The sequence below is a fragment of the Maritimibacter harenae genome (genome assembly GCF_009882975.1).
GTDB lineage: Bacteria > Pseudomonadota > Alphaproteobacteria > Rhodobacterales > Rhodobacteraceae > Maritimibacter > Maritimibacter harenae.
This window is the reverse complement of sequence record NZ_WTUX01000003.1, coordinates 1-20260: the sequence shown is the minus strand read 5'-3', so window position 1 is coordinate 20260 and position 20260 is coordinate 1. Positions and strand designations below refer to the sequence as shown.

General features: G+C 60.5%; 15 protein-coding genes and 4 pseudogenes. 8 read left to right on the top strand and 11 right to left on the bottom strand.

The window, feature by feature from the left end; translation table 11 throughout:
* Window positions 1-23: 23 nt before the first annotated feature.
* On the top strand, window positions 24-1100 hold the full coding sequence (locus GQE99_RS01375) for an SMP-30/gluconolactonase/LRE family protein (protein WP_161349799.1): 1077 nt from the start codon (window positions 24-26) through the stop codon (window positions 1098-1100).
* A gap of 65 nt (window positions 1101-1165) precedes the next feature.
* Here GQE99_RS01375 and GQE99_RS01370 read toward each other — a convergent pair whose 3' ends face one another.
* On the bottom strand, window positions 1166-1951 hold the full coding sequence (locus GQE99_RS01370) for an IclR family transcriptional regulator (RefSeq protein ID WP_161349798.1): 786 nt from the start codon (window positions 1949-1951) through the stop codon (window positions 1166-1168).
* Between the two features lie 253 nt (window positions 1952-2204).
* Between GQE99_RS01370 and GQE99_RS01365 the strand changes: the two genes are divergently transcribed.
* The 3 genes from GQE99_RS01365 (at window position 2205) to GQE99_RS01355 (ending at window position 5329) form a co-directional block, all read left to right on the top strand.
* A complete protein-coding gene (locus tag GQE99_RS01365; RefSeq protein ID WP_161349797.1) occupies window positions 2205-2345 on the top strand; it encodes a hypothetical protein in 141 nt (46 codons plus the stop codon).
* A 94-nt stretch (window positions 2346-2439) separates the two neighbouring features.
* Window positions 2440-4053 carry a GMC family oxidoreductase gene (locus tag GQE99_RS01360; RefSeq protein ID WP_161349796.1) on the top strand — a complete coding sequence of 538 codons (1614 nt, stop codon included), beginning with the start codon at window positions 2440-2442 and terminating at the stop codon, window positions 4051-4053.
* 1 nt (window position 4054) lies between these two features.
* Window positions 4055-5329: an aminomethyl transferase family protein gene (locus GQE99_RS01355; RefSeq protein ID WP_161349795.1), complete on the top strand. Its 1275-nt coding sequence runs from the start codon at window positions 4055-4057 to the stop codon at window positions 5327-5329.
* A 6-nt stretch (window positions 5330-5335) separates the two neighbouring features.
* Here GQE99_RS01355 and GQE99_RS01350 read toward each other — a convergent pair whose 3' ends face one another.
* From GQE99_RS01350 to GQE99_RS01340, 3 genes are all read right to left on the bottom strand, one after another.
* Window positions 5336-6175, bottom strand: coding sequence for a LysR family transcriptional regulator (locus GQE99_RS01350; protein ID WP_161349794.1), 840 nt, complete (start codon window positions 6173-6175; stop codon window positions 5336-5338).
* A 263-nt stretch (window positions 6176-6438) separates the two neighbouring features.
* Entirely contained in the window at window positions 6439-6636 is a 198-nt protein-coding gene (locus GQE99_RS01345; RefSeq protein WP_161349793.1) for a hypothetical protein, read from the bottom strand.
* Between the two features lie 376 nt (window positions 6637-7012).
* The gene (locus GQE99_RS01340) at window positions 7013-7195 is read right to left on the bottom strand and encodes a hypothetical protein (RefSeq protein WP_161349792.1); all 183 of its coding nucleotides are present in this window, start codon (window positions 7193-7195) and stop codon (window positions 7013-7015) included.
* Window positions 7196-7472: 277 nt separating this feature from the next.
* Between GQE99_RS01340 and GQE99_RS01335 the strand changes: the two are divergent.
* A pseudogene (locus tag GQE99_RS01335) lies at window positions 7473-8455 on the top strand (IS3 family transposase).
* A 146-nt stretch (window positions 8456-8601) separates the two neighbouring features.
* Here GQE99_RS01335 and GQE99_RS21405 read toward each other — a convergent pair.
* From GQE99_RS21405 to GQE99_RS01320, 3 genes and pseudogenes are all read right to left on the bottom strand, one after another.
* Window positions 8602-8881 (bottom strand): annotated as a pseudogene (locus tag GQE99_RS21405) (transposase); the annotation flags it as partial.
* Window positions 8882-9122: 241 nt separating this feature from the next.
* A complete protein-coding gene (locus tag GQE99_RS01325; RefSeq protein ID WP_161349790.1) occupies window positions 9123-10442 on the bottom strand; it encodes a type II toxin-antitoxin system HipA family toxin in 1320 nt (439 codons plus the stop codon).
* A 2-nt stretch (window positions 10443-10444) separates the two neighbouring features.
* Window positions 10445-10777 (bottom strand): helix-turn-helix transcriptional regulator, encoded by a 333-nt coding sequence (locus GQE99_RS01320; protein ID WP_202530539.1) that lies wholly within the window; start codon window positions 10775-10777, stop codon window positions 10445-10447.
* A 1355-nt stretch (window positions 10778-12132) separates the two neighbouring features.
* On the opposite strand from GQE99_RS01320, the gene GQE99_RS01315 reads away from it, so the two are divergent.
* Window positions 12133-13200, top strand: coding sequence for an ImmA/IrrE family metallo-endopeptidase (locus GQE99_RS01315; protein WP_161349789.1), 1068 nt, complete (start codon window positions 12133-12135; stop codon window positions 13198-13200).
* On the opposite strand, the pseudogene scpB reads toward GQE99_RS01315, so the two are convergent.
* From scpB to GQE99_RS01300, 3 genes and pseudogenes are all read right to left on the bottom strand, one after another.
* A pseudogene (gene scpB, locus GQE99_RS01310) lies at window positions 13197-13849 on the bottom strand (SMC-Scp complex subunit ScpB). The gene GQE99_RS01315 and the pseudogene scpB sit on opposite strands and share 4 nt — an antisense overlap.
* A gap of 49 nt (window positions 13850-13898) precedes the next feature.
* Window positions 13899-14598: pseudogene (locus tag GQE99_RS01305) on the bottom strand (DUF1403 family protein).
* 297 nt (window positions 14599-14895) lie between these two features.
* On the bottom strand, window positions 14896-16077 hold the full coding sequence (locus GQE99_RS01300; RefSeq protein WP_161349788.1) for a replication initiation protein: 1182 nt from the start codon (window positions 16075-16077) through the stop codon (window positions 14896-14898).
* Between the two features lie 516 nt (window positions 16078-16593).
* On the opposite strand from GQE99_RS01300, the gene GQE99_RS01295 reads away from it, so the two are divergent.
* The gene (locus GQE99_RS01295) at window positions 16594-17991 is read left to right on the top strand and encodes an AAA family ATPase (protein ID WP_161349787.1); all 1398 of its coding nucleotides are present in this window, start codon (window positions 16594-16596) and stop codon (window positions 17989-17991) included.
* Between the two features lie 3 nt (window positions 17992-17994).
* A complete protein-coding gene (locus GQE99_RS01290) occupies window positions 17995-19080 on the top strand; it encodes a ParB/RepB/Spo0J family partition protein (RefSeq protein ID WP_161349786.1) in 1086 nt (361 codons plus the stop codon).
* 62 nt (window positions 19081-19142) lie between these two features.
* Here the strand turns inward: GQE99_RS01290 and GQE99_RS01285 are convergent, their stop codons facing one another.
* Window positions 19143-20141 carry a tyrosine-type recombinase/integrase gene (locus GQE99_RS01285; RefSeq protein ID WP_202530542.1) on the bottom strand — a complete coding sequence of 333 codons (999 nt, stop codon included), beginning with the start codon at window positions 20139-20141 and terminating at the stop codon, window positions 19143-19145.
* Window positions 20142-20260: the final 119 nt, after the last annotated feature.

The window sequence follows — 20260 nt, the reverse complement described above, 5'->3', positions numbered from 1 at the left end:
GTTTCATACACAGGGAGGTTCATATGAAACGCAAGATCATATTCCACAATGCAGTGTTAGCTGGGGCGGCGACGCTGATTTCCGCCCCCCTCTGGGCACAGAAGGCGATGCCCGACGCCTGCGGCGGCGATCCCCACCTGCTGTGCGGACCGACCAATGCCGAAGACCTCGTCAAACTGGATGACACTTGGGTCCTGTCCAGCCGCATCGGTGGACCGGGCGATACCGAGGGCATGTTCTACCTGATCAACAGCGCCAACAGAATGTGGCAGCCGGTCGGGCCTGACGATATGGAAACGGCCGCGGACGCGACCTTTTCGGATTGCCCGGGCAAGCCGTCTTCGGCGGACTTCCGGGGTCACGGCATGACGCTGGACACCTCGGGCGAGACACCACGGCTTTACGCCATCAACCATGGTGGACGCGAGACGGTCGAAGTGATCGACATCGCGTTGTCCGACGGCGCCGCACCGACCCTGACATGGGCGGGCTGTATCGTAGCGCCCGAAGGGTCGAACCTGAATGCCGTGGCCGTGCTGCCCGAAGGCGGCATCGCAACGACCAAGTTCACCGATACGCGCAACGAGAAATGGGTCGAGGATCTGCTGGGCGTGAACGACACCGGATACGTCTATGAATGGCATGCCGACGCCGGTTGGTCCGAGGTCGAAGGCACCACCATGTCGGGCCCCAACGGCGTGCTCGTCTCGCCGGAGGGTGACGCATACTACGTTGCGGAATGGGCCGCGCGCCGCTTGCACCGTATCCCGCGCGGCGAAGGGTCGAGCGTCGAGCCGATGGTCATCGACACCGGGGTTCTGACCGACAACCTGCACTGGGCTGAGAACGGCGAAATCCTCGCTACCGGCCAATGGGTCGCGGAAACGGTCGAATATGCCGGATGCATGGGAAGCCCGGCACCGGCCTGCCCCGTGCCTTTCAAGGTCCTGCGTATCGACCCCGAAAGCATGGAGATGACCGAAGTCATCTCCTACGATGACGAGGATTTCGGCTCCGGCACAACGGCCGTTGAGGTCGGCGACGCATATTGGATCGGCACTACCCGGTTTGACAGGATCGGGACGATTTCCGCGGAATGACGCCTTCGCTGGCTGCTAAAGGAAAACGGGCCGGGATCATCCCGGCCTGTTTGGCCATGGGCGCATCACTTTGCCGCGGCCGACGTCCCACTGTACCCCAGATCGAGCGATAGTTTCCTGGCCCCTGCAGTTACCACCTCGACCATCTTTTTTTTCATTGCCGGCTTGAAGCGGCTCATCGGCAGCGTTGCGGCATAACATGCAACAACCGTGCCGTTGTGACCAAAGATCGGTACCGCCACGCCCACGGCCTCCGAGATCGTATGACCCTCGGAAAAGGCATATCCCTGTTCCCGGATCTGGGCGAGGTTCGCCTTGAATTCGTCGAGCGGTTCCAGCGCCTTGCCGGTCGGCGACGGTCCGGCATTCTGGGCTACACGCTCAACGACACTGTCAGGAAGATGGGCGAGCACCGCCCGACCCACCGCGCCCCATGCCAATCCACGCGGCGCAAAGGCGATGTCGACGAAATCGAGCGGATGACTCGACCGGGCAACCCCCGCCGTCACGACCAGATCGGCCTCAGGAATCAGCATCCACAAGACGCAGGTCGCGTTCAGTTCATCGACGATGCCACGCAGGTACTTGTCGCCCATACTCGCCACGTCCGAGCGCCGGACGATGGAAAAGGCGATCCGCAAAAGCTGCGAACCGGGGCGATACTTGTGGTCGTCTGGATTCTGCTCGACGATGTCCAGCTTGGCGAGCAGTTGCAATAGTCGATGGACGGTGCTGGGCGGCAGCTCCAGCTGATCGGATAGCTGTTTTCCCGACAGATCCTCGCCGGCCTCAGCCATGGCATTCACGACGCGAAACGCGCGCACGACCGGTCCAAGCAAATCGTCTTTCATCGCCTATCCTTCACTGTTGCCGACCTTATGCGAGCCGGATCACCGCCCCGGCGCGAACTAGAGGTTCGCCCGTGTCATTGCCCCACACTATGGGTCTTTGCTGGCGCACTCAATCCCATTGAACGGAATCACTTTCTGAAATCATATCCACTTCGCCGCGCCTGTCCGCTAGCGATCAAAACAGGGTTGCAAATCACTCATCGGAATGTAAGCCTACTCAACGGAATTACTCCCAAGTGGAGGAGATGGGGAAATGGCCATGGAGCGCATTGGCTCAAACATGTTCTGCGGCGCGCATGTGAAAGGAATGAACGCCCGCGCACACGGAGCCCAAGATATGTTCCGTGTGACGCGCACACAGGCAGTATCCGGCGCCGGCGATCAAGAAACATAAGACGGGGCCGGCCGGAGGCCCTCACCCACCCTTCAAAGGACCGGCCGAACAACGGCACCTCGCCCTCAAATGGGGACAGAAGACAGGAACGAGAATGGAAGACACTTTCGACTATATTGTGGTGGGCGCCGGTTCGGCGGGTTGCGTGCTCGCCAATCGTCTGACCGAGGATCCGGATGTTTCGGTGCTGCTTCTTGAAGCCGGGGGATGGGATAACAGCCCCTATATCAAGATCCCTCTTGCCTGGGGCCGAATCTTCTCGCGCCGATATTTCGACTGGGGCTACGACACCGAGCCAGAGCCGGAGCTGAACGGGCGCAGCATCGAATGCACGCGAGGTAAAGTCATCGGCGGATCGTCCTCGACCAACGGCATGGCCTATGGTCGTGGCCATCCGAAAGACTACGACGATTGGGCCGAGGCTGGCTTGCCGGGATGGTCCTTTGCGGATGTGTTGCCCTACTTTCGAAAGTCCGAGACATGGGAAGACGGCCCCAACCACCTGCGCGGAGGCGAAGGCCCGCTGATCACCCGGCGCAACGGCCTCACAGACCCGCTGGTTGAGGGTTGGATGGAAGCGGGCAAAGGGCTCCAATTCCCCTTCAACGAAGACTACAATGGCGAGCGTCAGGAAGGCTTCGCCATACCCCAATGGACGATCAAGAACGGTCTACGCTGCAGCACCTCGGTCGCTTATCTGAAACCCGCTATGAAACGCCCCAACCTGAAAGTGGTGACACGGGCTTTGGCCGAACGTGTTCTGTTTGAAGGCACCCGCGCCATAGGCGTGCGCTATGACCGGCGCGGCAGCGTGACCGAGGCGCGCGCCCGGCGTGAGGTCATCCTGGCTGGCGGTGCAATCAACTCCCCGCATTTGCTGGCGCTCTCCGGCATCGGGGATCCCGCCGAATTGAAGGCCATCGGGATCGACCCTGTGGCCGACGTGCCGGGTGTAGGCAAGAACCTGCACGACCACATGACGATCGGTCTCGAATATGACCGCAAGGAAACCGGCCCCTTCCTGAAATCCCTGCGCTTCGACCGCTTCGTAAGAATGGTCGGCGAGGCGCTGATCAAGGGCACCGGAATGGCCACCTCGCTGCCGATGGGAACCAAGGCATTCGTCCGCTCCGAAGTGTCCGGGGAAAGCTGCGACCTGACCATCCTGTTTCGCGCAGCGCCGCTCGCGCCGCAGCAATATCTTGCGAAACCGCAAAAGGATGGCTTCGGGTACCGCGTCCTTCTGATGAAACCCGAAAGCCGCGGTCGCGTCCAAACGGTCTCACCCGACCCGAAGACGGCACCAAAGATATTCCAGAACTTCCTAACCTCTGAACGCGACTGGAAGGCGCTTCGCTCGGGCTTCCGGCTGGTCCGGCGCCTGACTGAACACCCCGCCGTCGCGCCGTTTGTCGAACGCGAGACACTGCCCGGCACCGAAGTTCAGACCGACGTAGAAATTGACGCGCATATCCGCGCTCATGCCTCGACGGCACATCATCCCGTCGGCACCTGCAAGATGGCTCCAGCGGACGACCCCGATGGCGTCGTGGACGGCGAACTTCGGGTACGGGGCACGCAGGCTCTACGGGTGGTCGATGCCTCGATCATGCCCGAGATCGTCAGCGGCCCACCCAATGCCGTCGTGGTTATGATAGCCGAAAAAGCGGCCGACATGATCCGCACCGCACAGGCAAAGGAACAATGAGATGACACGTAAAGACGTCGAACGACTCCGCGCGGCTACTCCGGACTATCATCGGGGGTGGGGCGGCCCGGAATATACCGACTGGCGCGATGAACAGATGTCGTGGAAGTCCACCTGCTATCTGGGCGACTGGTCCTTTCTCGTCGACCTCGAAGTTTCCGGGCCTGACGCGCTCAAGGTGTTTCAGGATACCTCGGTCAACGGCTTCGGCAAATTCGCGATCGGGCAGGCCAAGCATGTCGTTCAGTGCACGGAGGCAGGCAAAGTGGTCGCCGAGGGCGTGCTGATGCGGATGTCCGAAGACACATACCGCGTCCAGTCGACGCCCGCGCGCTGGACTGCCTACATCCTCGAAAGCGGCCACTACGATGCGACCTCGCGCATCATCGACACCTTTCAATTTCAGGTGTCCGGACCAAACGCGCTGGCCCTGTGCCAAAAGGTGACGGGGGCCGAAATGACGGACATCAAGTTCATGCATTTTGGCGAATTCCGGATAGCGGGGCGTCAGACCTTTGCCGTACGACAGGGTATGGCTGGAGAGATTGGGTTCGAATTCCACGGCGCGGCCGAGGACGCCGAGGTGGTGCGCGCCGCGATCCTCGAAGCCGGTGAGGCGTTCGGCATCCGCCAACTCGGGCGCCGAACCGCGATGATAAACCATCTGGAAGCGGCCTTTCCAACCGGCGGCTGGCATTACCTCCCCGCCTCGCATGGTCCGGGGATGGAGGGCTACCAAGCCTTCCTCAAACGGTTCACGGGATGGAAAATCCCGCCGGTGCTGCGCGGCAGCTACGACCCCGACGACATCAGCGACCTGTTCATGTCGCCCTATGATCTCGGCTGGGGCAAAAGCATCCGCTTCGACCACGACTTCACGGGCCGTGCCGCGCTGGAACACGAGGCCGAGAACCCGAACCGGCAACGCGTGACACTGGAGTTCGACCCGCACGACGTGACCGAAATCTACAACTCGCTCTTTGGCGAAACGACGCCCTATGACCAAATTGAAATTCCCCATCCGACGCGCTGGGTGACGTGGGCCGACGAGGTGCAGATCGACGGTCGTTTCGTCGGTATCTCCTCGACGCCGGGCTACAGCTACTACTTCCGAAAGGTGCTCTCGCTCGCCTTCGTCGCGCCCGAAGTGGCGCAGCCGGGCACGAAGGTTAATATCCTCTGGGGCAGCCCCGGTACGCCGCAAAGGCTGATTTCGGCGACGGTCGCACCCGCCCCCTACAAGACCGATCGACGGCGCGGTGACCTTGGCCGCTAGGTTCGCTCACGCCGCAATGGCCATGCAGCTTTCGACGACAAGGTTGCGCAGCCAGATCGAGAACGGGTCCGCCTGATCCCTTTCAGGCCAGAACAGCTGCAACTCAAATGCCGCGTCGAATGGCAATGGCCGGGAAGCACACTCCGGCTCGAACAGGTGGGCCGCGCGTGACGGCACTGTGATGAGGAACCCACCGATCGAAATCAGCTCGCGCACCGCCCCGAATGAGGGCAGCGACACGACCCGGGTTGTTTGGTGTCCCATTTGCGCAAGCCGCGTGAGATAGAACGACTGCCACCCTTCATAATCCACGACCACCTGATCGGCGGGAAGATAGCACGCCATATCAAGCCGATCTCGGCGCGGATCGTCGGCCTTGAGGAAGCAGACGAATTCTTCCGCGAAGAGACGACGCACCATGAGCCCCGATTCATCCGCAACAATCGGGGACAACAGGATGTCTGCATGCCCGTCCAGTAGCGTCAGATGTCCGTTCGTGTCTGCCGTGGAAATCTCGATCCTGAGATTGGCGCCGCTGCGCCGAATGCGCTGGATCAACGCGGGCAGCAGCACGGCGCGTTCGTAGTAATTGCAGCAGATCCGAATGACCCGATCCGACGTCGCCGGATCGAAATCGCGCGGTTTTAGCAGCTTCTCGAAATCTTCCAGGAGCCTGCGCACTTGCGGCACCAGCATGATACACCGCCCAGTCGGCACAAAACCCCGACCTTGCTGCACGAAAAGCGCATCACCGAATGACTCGCGCAGGCGCCCGAGAGTATAGCTCAGTGCCGACTGGCTCAGGTGCATCGCATTGGCGGCCTCTGTCAGCGATCCATAGTCCAACACTACAAAATACTGGGATGTGCGAAACCGCTATGTCAGCAGCGCAATTATCCTGTACTTAGGACGCCCTCAAGCGCAGCGGGACGATGGTTGCGCTCCCTAGCGCAAAAAGAGCATCGATTCGCATGGAAGCGGCCGATGCGCAGTGTTGCCATCTGCTCCCACGCGAAGGGAAACGCGTGCTATTGAGCGGACCGGAGGACATATGGAGCCATGTCCTCCCGAAGGGCAATGCGGTGACCCTCAGGCCGGTTCCGATGAGATCAGGTTTCCAGATTATCGTCGCCATGTGCTGGCTTCGACTGAAGGCTGGCCAAGACTTGGCGATGGTGCATCACTTCTCGGCGGAGCTCTTCCGCCTCGGCGTGCCTGGATTCTTCGCGCGCCTGCTCGATCCTGCGTTCGAGTTGCGGAATCAAGTTCTCCAAAACTCTCGCGTGTTGTTGGTTCAGATCACTCATGACGCGGTCCCATCGACGGCATCACCGGGCAAGGGATTGCCGAACGGGAACCACGCGACGTTGTGCGGTAGATCCGAAGATTTGGCATTGCTCAAAGCAAGCTGGTGAAATTGTGCAGCGCATCGGGTGCGCGCGCCGCGGGGACGAGCTTCTGTAATTCCGGGACCTCCAAAATGAGCGTAAGAATCGCCCCGAGTCTGCACGTCGCAGGCCCGCCCGTCGGCAACAATTGTTGGCCTACTCACTATCGAAAGGTGGAATTCGTAGTTTCGCGAGAGACCTCGTAGCGTGCAGGCCGCAATCAGAGAGCTACCGGGACTGCGGGCACACATGCTGCCAGAGGGGCATGCCAGGGGCACACATCAACGGCTACTTGTCAGCTTGCCAATGCGGTTTCAGCCTCAAGCTCGGCGAGTATTTCTTGGTTGTGCCTGACCTCTCGAAGCAGCGCATTCGCCTCTTCGGGCTGCGATTTCTCAAGTGCCCGTTCGATTCTGCGCTCCAATACCGGAAGCAAACTCTTGATCACCTGTGCATGGCGTTCTTTCAGGTCTGTCATTGGGGCGCCCCTCCCGTGGCGCGTAGTGAACCATAACAACAAAGGCACGGAGCTCGCCAGAACAGAAAAACCCTACTCGCGGAAATCCGCGTGTCCACCAGCTGGATGGACTGCCAACGCGCTGCGCTCAAAGGGTCAGATTGAGTGGCAGTGCGCCCTCGAAGCGATCCGGTAATGTGCGCCAATGTGGATGGGCTGATCTGATCCCCGCAAACTGGACCGCTTGAAGGTAGAGTTTTCCGCTACGATTTCCCGGCTGGGAGAGGAGTGGAATCACATGAAGGCATCGAAGTTTTCGGACGCGCAGAAGGCATTCATCATCAAGCAGGGCGAGGAAGGCACGCCGGTGGCTGAGATCTGTCGCAAAGCTGGGATCAGCCAGGCAACCTACTTCAACTGGAAGAAGAAGTATGCCGGCTTGCTGCCGACCGAGATGACGCGGTTGAAGCAGTTGGAAGATGAGAACGGCCGGTTGAAGAAGATCGTGGCCGACCTGACGCTGGACCGGGAAATGCTGCAAGATGTCATCCGGCGAAAAANTCTCGATCCGGAAGGCCTGTGGGGCCATTGGGTTTGATCGCTCGACGTTTCACTACAAATCCCGCCGCGCTGATCAGGCTGCCGTCGAGAAGCGGATCAAGGAGATCTGCGAGACGCGTGTGCGCTACGGTTATCGCCGCGTTCATGTGCTTCTGGACCGCGAAGGATGGGACATCAACATCAAGAAGGTTTACCGTATTTACAGGGAGTTGGGGATGCAGCTCAGGAACAAGACGCCCAAACGACGGGTGAAGGCGAAGCTGCGTGATGATCGCGCAGAGGCTGTTGGCCCGAATGACGTTTGGGCGATGGACTTCGTGCATGACCAGTTGGCGACCGGTAAGAAGCTGCGGGTCTTGACCGTGGTAGACACCTTCTCGCGCTACGTGCCGGTGCTCGGCGCTCGGTTCAGTTACCGCGGCGAAGACGTGGTTGCCACGCTGGATCGGACNGTTATCCCAAGACGATCCGGGTCGACCAGGGGAGCGAGTTTGTCTCCCGCGACATGGACCTCTGGGCTTACCAGCGCGGGGTCACTCTCGATTTTTCCAGGCCGGGGAAGCCGACCGACAATGCCTACATCGAAGCGTTCAATGGCAAATTTCGGGCAGAGTGTCTGAATGCCCACTGGTTCCTGNGGAACGGCCACACAGCGCGATCGGCAACAAGGTCCCGATCACGCTGACGAAATCGGGGGACACAACCAGCCTGTCACCCTGATCGTAGTCCCAAAACTCTCGCCAAGAGCGGTAGAAGGTTCCGGGTCGGACCAACACCAACCGGGCTCCGGTCGCGGCTGGATGAAAGTTCAGGGGCAGGTCAGCCGGATACCTTTACGCAAGCCAACACTTCATCACACAACTTGCAACCGCGGGGCGGACCATACGTTTTTCGCAGCGCATCCTGAGGCATCGTCTTGTCCAGCGCCGGGTCGGCGACCAGGCGCTTCAGCTTACCATTCTCATCTTCGAGCTGTTTGAGACGGCGGATCCCTGACACGCCCATTCGGGCATAGACCATTTTTCAGTGATAGAACTTCACTTCAGCAATGCCCACCTTTCGACAGATCTAGCCGACCGCCGTTCCCCCTTCCGCCTGCCTCAACGAAAAGGCAATGTGTTCGTCGCTGAATCGTTTCTTCGGCATCCGTACACTTCTCTCACGCCAGAAATGTATCCAAAATTTCGCACTCAGTTCGGACCAATTTCAGGAGTCAAGACCAAATGGGGAAGGTTTGGAACCACGCCCTGAGACGACGCCGATGGGGCTCAGGTAGCCCAACGAAAAGTGCCGCCTGACAGGGTCATAGAACCCGTCGATGTATCTGGCGATGGCGTGTTCGGGGTGTTGTCAAACATCGGGGAAGGTCCCTGGTTACGCCCTAGCCTCACTCGTGGAAGAATCTGAAGCCGGCCCACGCACCCTTTGCTAGAACTGGCGGCACATCCGCCTCCGCAACGAACTCGCCCCACCGTGTCGCGGCGTCTTCGACTTCGCGCAAAATCTCGTCGGTTTTGCGTGGCTTCAGGTCAGCCATCGTTCCGAGGTGGCGCAGGTCTTCAAGGGCGAAGCCGTCCGATTTTCCATTGATTGTCATCTGGTGGGCATTCGTCCAGCTCCCGGACGGGTTGTGCGCGTAGACGATGTCGTAGGCTGGCGCAAGTCTCCACTTCCCAGCCTTGTCCATAAGAAATGCAATGTTCTTCACGTGGTCATCCTGGTTGCGGATAACCACGTTGACGAATGCGCGTCGTACCATCTCTTCTAGCGTTTCCCTGCCTAACCCAAGCCGCCGGATCGTCTCCAGTGCCTGCTCGTAGGAATAAGCCCGAGGCATATTAAAGTCGAAATGGCGCAGCGCGCCAAGCGAAAGCATATGAAGCTTTTCACTCTGGCCCTCGTCCGCTGCGCCGACGCGGTCGAACCTCTGGGTCATGAAGTGCGCCCGACCACCTTCGTGGTGGAGACGGCATCGCATCATCTGAACGCCCGCCTCCGTGGCAAGCCGGTAGCAAGCAAACTCTAGGCGGCCGAACCCTTGGGGATCGGCGAGCCCATGGTCGCCGCTTTTCGCGACGCCATCGAACTTGAAAAGCCATTGCGTATAGCCCGGGCCAGCTTTGAGTTGGCCGGAATGGAATTCCCCAGTTTTTTCGTTCCAGGCCAGTACCGCTTTGGCGCGGGCACCACCCGCCGAGGTGCCGACCCGAAGAATTTCCGCAAGAGCTTCCTCTTGATTCTTCCCCGTCATGACACCGGATAGGTCTTTACGGTCGTTCAAAACACGGTTTGCCAATTCCACCAAGGGTTCGATGTCCACGGGCGTGCCATCTTCACGGCGAACCCCGGTTGCGGGTTCGAACTCCAGTGCGCCCATGCCGCGGCGGCCGGTGTAGAGAAGACGCTCCACGGGATCCATGCTGTCCGCCGGGCGGCCCTGTTCGGCAAGCCAGCGGTTGATCAGCGCGTTCCCAAACCGATCCGGAAGGCTATCTGCAAGCAGCCCCGGCAATCCGTGGAACGTTCCGGATGGCAGAGACGGAAAGTCAAATGGCCCAGCACGAAGTGGAATCGTCAAAGGCGCTATCTCGATGCCGGAGGACAAAAAAGACGGCTCATATTCGAACGTGCCGATGGAGCGACGGTCGTCCCACAACACAGCCCCGATCCGACGACCCCAAAGGCGCACATCTGCACGAGTTGCCATTCTTACTCACCCCAGCTCCACGGTTTTTCGGTAGGCGTGTCGGAGCCGCTGCTACGCGCCCGCTGTCGCGGGCCTGTTTCACTTCGCGGATCAAGCGGGCTGAGGCTGGCGTCCGGAAGCAGCAACTCGACGCGGTCTTCGACTTCGAGTGCCTGCATAATCCGCAAGAAGCTGTCGATCGTACCGCCATCCCCCGCTTCAATGCGGGCGATAACACCACGAGATAGACCACTGCGCTTCGCCACATCTTGCTGTCGCAGATTTCTCGCGAGACGGTAGACGGAGAGGCGCTCTCCCAACTCTTTGGCGAGCACCGCAACAGGTTTCTTTGGCATTGCTTAGTGTTCCACTTCCGAGACCCTATATGCCGCACGAAAGTTAAGGTGTCAATTTCGGGACTGTAATAAAATCAGGTTTTGTGTTCCAAAATTAGGTCGCTAACTTTATAGAGCGCTTTAATGACCTAATTTTGATACATAATGGTTTGCTGCTCAAAACGCAACTTCGAAGTCAGCCAGAGAACCCTTTGCATGGAAGGGCCCAGCTCACGCAGTTACCTCTTTCTGCCGATCCGGCCACTTCTCCCGAAGGGTCGTTTTAGGAATTGCCTTCTCATGCCTTGCGGTGACAAACCGCCCGCTGTTAGCGCTACGATAGCTCCCGCCAGTCAATCCGCTCTTGCCAGGCGCTTCCTTAACCGTCGTCCGCGGATGGGACTTCCCATAGGACTTTGTCACGTAGCGGCCCGATCTCGCGCTGCGGTAGCTTCCGCCTTCCCCTTGCCTGCCATCTGGATTCTCCTTCTCAAGTCTGGCGTGTGTTCTGGCCTCTCAGTCCTGGAGGGCTGGTTGGATTCCATGCAAAGCGAACGACTTCGTCTGGAGGCATTCGCGTCTTCATTGCGAAGTCCAGAAGATCAGCACCGGAAGTCTTCGTTTGATCCGATGCCTTGCAGCAACGGGCGAAGGTCCCAAGCGGATGTTCACATCCGCAAAATTCTTCGTCACCGAGCTCGAGCAGTCTCTCAGCGGCAATTGGCACCGACTGACGGCCAGGCCATTTTCCGTACTTCTCAAGGTAGAGATGCCGCACGGCCCAAAGGCAATAAAGGTCGAGAAGTGCAGTCACCGAGCCGCCAGGAAGCCATGTCTGGTCTCGAGGCTCGAACGCGCAAACCGATCCATCTGGGAAATTTGTATGCCTCGGCCCGATCCATGTTTTGCTGACAGCAGTGGTCCAAAAGCCCCATGCTCGAACGGGCTGGTTGGTGGTGTAGGGAAGTTGAATGGCAAATGCAGCTCTCCTACCGAGGCCTTCGATCAGATCGCTCTCAGCGAAGAGCCACATCTGCCGTTCTTGAGGAAACGCGAGGAGACCCGGATAGGCATCCCGGCATGCCCCTACGCCTTCCGTGTAGCGAGACCGTAGTCCTGGCTGGACGAGCGGTGTTCCGGAATGGGGCGACCGGGGTTGTCCGGTCGTCCCTTGCCATCCGGCGGGCCTTTCCCACGGTCGGGTTGCGGATCGTGTCGGTCGTTGCCGTGCATCGGCTTTCTCCTGGCCCGCGAGTTTCAGATCATCCGGAGAGACTACGGGCCTGACGACCCCCCGGTCGAATACTGACGGCATGACATCGTTGTCGAGAGCCAGACCGATGGCCTTCAGGTCGTCCTCGACACTCTTTCTCATCATGACCGCCTTTGCTCGATATGCCCCGATCGCCGACCGGGCACTTGATGTTGTGCGAACCTGTGTTAGAAGCACACTATGGGAGGACTGTGCGCCGTGTCAAGGCGTGCTATTAGCACGGAAAATTATGAAGACAGACAAACAGGCTTTGATCAGAGCGCTGAAGAAAAAGCGCGAATCCGAAGGGCTTAGCATTCGGGCACTCTCGGAGCGTGTCGGCATTAGCTTCTCCACACTCGCGCGGATTGAGCGTGGCGAAGGTGAGCCGGACAACAATTCGACGATTCGGATCATCGAGTGGCTCGGCCCAGACGCCCAAAATGCGGGTCTATCTTTCGAAAGCGTGGCTCTCGTTCACTTCCGCGCAGCGAAAAACGTCCAGTCGAAAACCGTACACTGCCTCTTGCAGGCAGCTGAACAACTCGTGCGAAACAGCAACAAAGGGTTTCCGGTCAGTGAGGACTTCGCCGAAACAGACTCCGAGTTGGCTGGGTCGATTGCACTTGCGAAATCCGAAATGGAAGAGATGGCAACGGGGCTGCGTGGAGACCTTGAGGTTGCCCTGAATGCGCCCCTTGACGCGCTGAATTTTCGAATAGATGGCGTGGATGTTTACACAGTCTCGGACGTGCGTGGTCTCGATGCCAACTGCGCCAGATTCTTGCTTGGACCGGGCGGCCGCGAATGGTCAGCAATGAGCGTTCCCCTCGACATCACAGAGGACCGGTGGGCAATCCTCCGAAATGACAGCCACACCCTTGAACGTCAGAAAGTGACGTATTTGGAAGAATGTTGGCACATCCTGCTTGGACACAAACTAACCCGGATTGCAAAGGTCGCCGACGCTTTCGGCCGGACATACGATAGTACTGAAGAGCACGATGCGTTCTACCTCGCTTCCGCAACCATGCTCCCGGAGGTCGAGGTGAGATCGCAGGTCACCGCGGGAAAGTCTGCCGCTGAAATCGCGGCATGGTTTGGAACCTCCCCTGAACTTGTCGAGTATCGCATCAAGCGCTTGGGACTTTGGCGCATCTACAAGAACAAGGGTGTTGGATTGAACGACTAGATGCCGGACACTGCTTCATCGGGAACAGCGTCAGCCGTAAACTGCTCATGCGAGGCACAACCGGCATCCTCGAGCTGCTCCCGATCCGGCAAGTCTTGCGGCGAATTGGGATCGAAGGCGACCAGGAACTGATCGGTCGTCACGTAGGTGTAGGGCGCCCCGCGCCGCGGCGACCTCAGCCGGTCCCGATCAGCCCGCGCGCATGAAGGCGGCCGATCAGGTCGCGACTGATTTCCTTGCCAAAAATTTCTTTCAACCCGTCGCGCGTGACCGGCTGGTGGTAGGCGATAGCTGCCAGCACCGCGACATCGTACACACCCAGGCCGAGGTCCGGATCGCCGAAATCGGCCGCCGCCCGGATCGCCGGCGCATAGGCCGGACGGGTCCGCAGCATCCAGGCGTCACCGACGCAGGGAATCTAATAGGACCGATCCGACAGCTAAACCACAAGATCCTCGATCAAAAGATCGACCGATACGTTTCCCACCACGCGGGCTAGGTCATCGCGCGGCACGGGCGAGGCGGAGGCGAACAGTACGGCATCGATCCGGCGCATCCATTCGCGCCAGCGCAGCTCGGCGGGCAGGTCTTCCACCTCTCGATCCAGGTCGGTGTCGGCTGTATCCTTCGGCTGCTTTTTTGGTCGCATGTCGGAACTTTGAGCCCGGTTCCCACTTTCGCTGGCCATACTCATGCGCTCAAACCCCGTAGAGCCGGAATGTGTCACGCCCGGTCAGCTCGCGCACCGCGCCAAGCTCCACCAGCCGGTCGCAGAACCGCCGCGCCGCCCGATCGGACCGAAGCGGCGCAAGCACGGTCGGCGCGACGGAATCGCGGTTTAGAAACATAGACACGGCCTAGTCGGCGTCTGTGGCCCGAAGCTTCGGTGCGACCTCTCTCAACTGCGCCGCGCGACGAGCCAAGTCGGCGGACTAGCGCGTGACCTCGAGGCTGCGGACGCAATCGCCCGATGACAGGCGAACCACAGGTCCGCGCCTGCCATCGGCAAATCGCCGCGCTTCAGGCCGTTCACCAGAAGGGGCACGACATGGCTCCACCCGAGCGCCTGCGCCAAAGGCCGCCTCGACTAGGATCAGCGCCGTGACATGGTCGCGCGGGCCGATCCTTCACAACCGCCTGCAGCGCGGTTGCAGCCCGCCGGACCGGCGCGCGCTGCCATAACAGGTAAACTTCGCCCGCGGGCCCCGGGCTGTAGTCCAGCTGCAGGACCGCCACCGCATCACGCAGCTCTCCGACTTTTTCCGGACGCCCGGAGAAGGCGACACAAGCCTCCGCCGCCCGACGGGCCAGACGCTCGCGCATCAAGGTGTGGGGCAGTTTGTCCCGGCTTAACACGAGATGTAGGTGGCTCAACGCTGCCCCGGACAAAAACGCCACATCTTCAGGGACATCAGACCGCGCCGAGGTGACCTAGGACGGCATCCGGGGTAGGTTCACGAGGTCGTCGGGGAGTTCATGGCGGCCATATGTCATTCCACAAGGCTATCCCAAGACGGCGCTTTCGTCCACAATATGATGTGTAAACCGCCCCACTCTGCTGCGCCTCCTTATGTCCAATAATGTTGCATTATCGACACGGATGGTTCTGGTTCTTTCGGGAATTCCGAAAGCACCTAACCCGTGCAGCTTTTGGTCTCATCGCGCATCAGCGTGCCACGAATCCCAACCAGGTGATCACTCTTCGTCCTCTTGGAAGGCCCCCGGCACCAGTTCCTCCCAGAACTCCGCGATCCTCTCGGCATTCAGCGCGGACATCCAGCCGTGCCGCTCGAAGTCGTCACGCGCGGCGCCGTCCAGTCGGGACAAGAACATCCGGCGGTCGGCGTCACGCTGCGTAGGCGTGCGCGCGTCGACCAGCGACTTGATCCGGGCCAGACGGCGGGCCCGGTCGCTCGACGGCGCGGGCGCGGCTTCGCCCTGCCCTGCCCCACCGTAGTCGGCCTTGATTGCAGCCGTCAGGTAACTCACCGGATTGCGCACGCCATCCTGGCCCGAGACATAGTCGACCTTGCGGGAGACATAGGCCTCGCCGTGCTCGGTGATCCACTGGCGGGCGAGCCGGTCGCTCACCCCCAACTTGCGCAGCCGCGCATAGACGGCGCCATTGCGCAGTCCCTCGCCGTCGTCGAGGTCGAGGATCGCCAGTTGCGGGTTCTCCTCGATCCGGAACCGGATGTCGGTCACTTGCCGGCCCATCTTCTTCACCTCAGGGGTCACGATGATGTTCGAGGTCTTGTTCACCTCCGCAACCGCCGGCTTGATGATCTTGGCGTTCAGATGCTTGTAGCTCTCGTAATAGGCGCTGTCGGCTACACCCATCAAACGACGGAACAGGTCGAGCGACCACCACCCCGTGCTCCCCGTGCGCACGAAGCGGTAGCAATTCTCGTAAAGCGCCAGCGCATGCCCGCTCGTGAACCGGCGCTGTATGTTGAGATTGATCAGCGCGAAGACCTTCGGGTCGTGCAGCTTCTCGGCAAGCGCATCGGAATAGGCGTATTCGCAGATCCCGCCCTTCAGCTTGGCATAGGACAGAAGGCTCGACACGCCCCACTCCTGGCGCCCTTCCTCGTCCAGCATGTGCCATTCCGCGACCGTCTCGGCCAGCCCCCGCAAGCTGTCCTTGAGCGTCTCGAAGTCATTCGAGTTGTAGCCGATCATCATGCACAGCGTGCGCGCGTCGATCTGGTGACGGCGGCTGGTGGTCAGCGTGTCATAGGCATTGAGCAGCAGAACGTTGCTCAATTTCCGCTGTAATAGAGACAGTTTTCCAGAAACGTGGATCGCCGCCACATGCTTCTTCACTGCCCCACGACGTAGCGATCCGGTCAACCGCTCCCGCTCGATCTGGTCCATGTGTCACCTGCTCGCTCTTTTTGCGTAAGTCTCCGCCATAAGGCACCCGTGATCAAGAATTCATTTGGCACCTTTGCCGTGATCCCGTAGACGGGTGCCTGTGACTTCGCCGGTCCGCCCAAGGGGACCCGGATACGGGATGACAGACGCCCACCTGGTGACGCGGAGTCGAGCGTCAGGCCCTAAACCGGCGAAAATCCCTTGTTTTCGTGCGACAGGCGGCTCCTGACCCGCGAATCGGGGCCGCTCATCCCGAATCCGGGTGCCTTTCTTCCCGTAAACGGTGCCTCGATGTCCCGTGAACGGGTTCCACGTATCCTGTAAGCGACTGTAATAGAGTGATTTTCTTGTGCTAAAGACTCTAAAGAATCTAAAGAAAACCTAAACGGGGACGTCGTGTACTTTCAATATATTGGGGGTTTCTGGCCCCCTGCCCAAATTGATTCCCTTGCGCCCCACCATGTGCGATAGTTTCCGCGATATCGCGAAGAACAGCGGACATGAAGAGGCACAGACATGGCATCCAAGGGAAACGGAAAGCAGGACCTTCCACCATATTTCAACATCGATCCGGGTTTCGCGGCGAAACGTCTCTCGGACCCTATCGAAACCGCCCGATTCGCCAAAGCAGCAGCATTCGCGACCCGCGGGCGTGATGATCTGGCCCGCCGTGGCTATGCACCGGACGGCAACAAGCGGCTGCGCAAATTTTCGATATGGGAGATCACGCGCTATCTGATTCCTGTGGCACCGGCGCATTTCCGGCGGGTCCTGAAAGCGAACCCCGATCTGCCACAGGGAGACGGCGAAGCCGGTGCCAAGTGGTTCACCCTGGAAGAGGTCCTCGCCATCCGCGAACATTTCGCGACCGAAGGGGCCGCCGGCAAAGCCTACAAATCCTGGCGGCCCAAGGGGCTGCCGGCCAAGGTCGTGGCGGTGGCGAACTTCAAGGGTGGCGTCGGCAAGACTTCGACCGCGGCGCATCTGGCGATGAGCGCCGCGCTCGACGGTTACAAAGTCTTGGTGATCGACCTCGATAGTCAGGGCTCGATGACCTCGATTCTCGGGGGGCAGGTCGAGGATGAATGGATGACCGCTTTCCCCCTGATTGCCCGTGACTACGCCAAATCGCTGAAGTCGGAAAACGAGGTGCGCGAGTCTGCGGGTCAGGCCCCCTACCCTTTCGACGAAACCCTGACCGAAGCACTGGAGGTTTCGCCGCGAAACCTGATCCAGGAAACGCACTGGCCGAACATCGACCTCATCGGCGCGCAGCTCAATCTCTACTGGGCCGAGTTCCAGGTGCCGGTCTGGCGTATGCAGCTTCGGTCCTGGCCGCTGTGGGATGCGCTTCAGAATGCGCTGGAGGACGGCGGTACGCTGGACGAATACGACATCGTTCTCCTCGATACGCCCCCTGCCCTCGGTTACCTCACGATCAATGCGCTCGCCGCCGCGGACATCCTGCTCGTTCCGCTCGGCGCGTCCTTCCTCGAATTCGACTCGACGGGGCGCTTCTTCGACATGATCTACTCAACCTTCGCCTCGATCGAGGAAGGCGAAAACCGGGTCAGGCGGCGGGACGGGTTGCCCGAGATGCGTTTTGAATGGGATGCCGTGCGTGCGATCATTACCCGCTTCGACGCGGCGCAGCAGGCGGACCTGGCTAACGTGATCCAAGCCTACTTCGGGGATTTCATGACCGCCTACCGGCAGGAGTTGACCGCAATGGTGGGCCAGGCCGGCGAGCAGGTCTCGGGGATCTACGAGACGGATTACCGCGACTTTAATCGTGAGACTTACGTGCGCGGGCGCGAGACATTCGACGGCACCTGGGCCGAAGTCAAATCGCTGATCCTCGGATCGTGGTGGAGGGATCTGAAAATGGAAGACGCCGGGAAAGAGGAGGCGTAACAAATGGCCAAAAAAAGACTTGGGCCCCAGCCGCCGAGCCCCGAAGATATGAACGCCTTTGAAGAAGAGTTTCGCCGCGAAACCACGCCCAGGGGACCGCTCACTGCTCCAATCGCGCAGGTAGCCGCAGATACTGCGCAAGCGGCCGACCTCCGGTCGGCCGAGGAGAAGGCCGAGATCGCGCGCAATCGCGACGACGCGGCACGGCTTCAAGCAGCCGAAAAAAATGGGTTGCTGATCGCCGAGATCCCGATCAAGGAAATCGATGACACAGCGCTGATCCGTGATCGGATGTCGCTGGATGATGAAGAGCTTGAGGAGCTTAAACGCTCCATCGCCGCTCACGGACTCCGTCTCCCGATTGAAGTGTTCGAGCGCAGCGGCGCGGACAGTGAAAAACGCTACGGATTGCTTTCCGGCTATCGTCGTCTTCGCGCCATCGCTGCACTCCACGAGCTCTGGAACGGCGAACGTTACGACACTGTCAAGGCGGTGATCCGTGATCCGGAAGCGATGGGCGGCACGTTCGTCGCAATGGTTGAGGAGAACGAAGTCCGTGCGGACCTCAGTCACTTCGAGCGCGGGCGTATCGCGGTGCTCGCGGCAAAAGAGGGTGCTTTCGTGAACACGGAGGCGGCGGTCGATGCTCTCTTTGCTACGGCTTCCAAGGGCAAGCGCTCAAAGATCCGATCCTTCGCGCTCATCTTCGAAGAGTTGGGCGACATGCTCATCTTCCCGGAGTTTCTGCGCGAAAAGGACGGGCTGAAAGTTGCCTCTGCGCTGCGTGCCGGTGCTGAGGCACGGCTGCGGTCCGCTCTGGCTGAGCAGACTCCGGAGACCCCCGAGGCGGAGTTGGCTGCACTCAATGCTGCGTTGGATAAGCTGGCGCCAGCACCGGAAAATCCGGCGCGCGGCGGGCGTCCCAAACGAAGCTCCGCCAGCCGAACGCGCATTGCCGATACTGGGGTGCGCATCCACGTGGAACAGGAGGGTCGCGACTGGATCATCCGCATGAATGGCTCACGACTCGATCAGGAGTTGATGCGTGACATTGCGACGGAAATCGAAAGGATGCTCACAAGCGAGTAATGGGAAGGTTTCGCCGCGAAACCGAAAAAAGAGGGGGCGCATCTTGCGCCCCCTTTGCCGTTTCAAAGCCCGGCCGCCTTGGTGAGGTTCACCCGGAACCTGTCCCGGCGGCGCTGGTAGCGGCGTGTCATCTCGGCAGAGGCATGGCCCAGATGCTTCTGAACGAAGCGCTCGTCGACCTCGGCTGAGCTGGCAAGGCCCGCGCGCAGGGAGTGGCCCGAGAAGAGCTTCAACCGCTCGGCCTCCGGCAGGTCGGCGCGGATGCCGGCGTCGAGTACCGCGCGCTTGATCAGACGCGCCACGTGCCGGTCGCTCAGCCGGGCCTCGAGCGCCTGCGACCCGTCCCGAGAGGTCCGCACGAACACCGGGCCGAAGTCGATCCGTGTGAACTCGAGCCAGCGTTCGAGCGCGCGCACCGGGCAAGTCTGGTCCGAGCTGCCGCGCCCGATCTCGACCTCGCGCCAGCCGGTCTTGGCGTTCAGGGTGAGCAGCGCGCCCTCGTCGAAGATCTCGACCCAGCCGCCGGAGTCCGGTGTGTCATCACGGTGCACGTCGAGGCTCACGATTTCGCTCCGGCGCAGCCCGCCGGCGTAGCCGAGAAGCAGGATCGCGCGGTCCCGCAAGCCGCGCAGGTCGAAGGGCAGGGTGGCGACCATCCCGCAGATGTCCTCGGCCAGGATCGCCTCTTTCTGAACCGGCGGCCGCGAGTGCCTGCGTCGAATGCCGGCGAGCACGGCGGCGATGTGCCGATCGCTGCGGTCGATTGTGAAGCCGCGCTGCGCCGCGTTCCAGGCAAGGCCGGACAGACGGCGTTCGATGGAAGCGACCGAGAGGGCAGGGGACTTTCCCGCAGGCAAGGCCAGGTCGGCGATGTAGAGACCGACCAGCTCCGGTGACGGGGGCAGGGGCTCCGCGCCCTTCATACGGCACCAGCGCGTGTAATGGGCCCAGTCCGTCGCGTAGGCGCGACGCGTGCTGTCCGCGACCGCCGCTCGCGCATAATCCCGCGCCGTGTCCACCAGCCGGTCGAGCGTGCCAGAGCCAGCGACATGGTCGGGCAGGGCGAATTCATCGTCCGATCGGGGCGGGTGTCGGACTGCTGGAGTCTTTGGGACTTTGGGGCATTTGTTATCAATCACTTGCTAAGACAGGATTTTGAGATAGAGTCAGAGTTCATGAG

Coding starts and splice junctions, on each gene's coding strand:
- GQE99_RS01360 (WP_161349796.1), top strand. CDS start 2,440: ATGGAAGACACTTTCGACTATATTGTGGTGGGCGCCGGTTCGGCGGGT.
- GQE99_RS01345 (WP_161349793.1), bottom strand. CDS start 6,636: ATGAGTGATCTGAACCAACAACACGCGAGAGTTTTGGAGAACTTGATT.
- GQE99_RS01340 (WP_161349792.1), bottom strand. CDS start 7,195: ATGACAGACCTGAAAGAACGCCATGCACAGGTGATCAAGAGTTTGCTT.
- GQE99_RS01355 (WP_161349795.1), top strand. CDS start 4,055: ATGACACGTAAAGACGTCGAACGACTCCGCGCGGCTACTCCGGACTAT.
- GQE99_RS01320 (WP_202530539.1), bottom strand. CDS start 10,777: ATGCCAAAGAAACCTGTTGCGGTGCTCGCCAAAGAGTTGGGAGAGCGC.
- GQE99_RS01315 (WP_161349789.1), top strand. CDS start 12,133: ATGACCGCCTTTGCTCGATATGCCCCGATCGCCGACCGGGCACTTGAT.
- GQE99_RS01375 (WP_161349799.1), top strand. CDS start 24: ATGAAACGCAAGATCATATTCCACAATGCAGTGTTAGCTGGGGCGGCG.
- GQE99_RS01295 (WP_161349787.1), top strand. CDS start 16,594: ATGGCATCCAAGGGAAACGGAAAGCAGGACCTTCCACCATATTTCAAC.
- GQE99_RS01370 (WP_161349798.1), bottom strand. CDS start 1,951: ATGAAAGACGATTTGCTTGGACCGGTCGTGCGCGCGTTTCGCGTCGTG.
- GQE99_RS01325 (WP_161349790.1), bottom strand. CDS start 10,442: ATGGCAACTCGTGCAGATGTGCGCCTTTGGGGTCGTCGGATCGGGGCT.
- GQE99_RS01365 (WP_161349797.1), top strand. CDS start 2,205: ATGGCCATGGAGCGCATTGGCTCAAACATGTTCTGCGGCGCGCATGTG.
- GQE99_RS01300 (WP_161349788.1), bottom strand. CDS start 16,077: ATGGACCAGATCGAGCGGGAGCGGTTGACCGGATCGCTACGTCGTGGG.
- GQE99_RS01290 (WP_161349786.1), top strand. CDS start 17,995: ATGGCCAAAAAAAGACTTGGGCCCCAGCCGCCGAGCCCCGAAGATATG.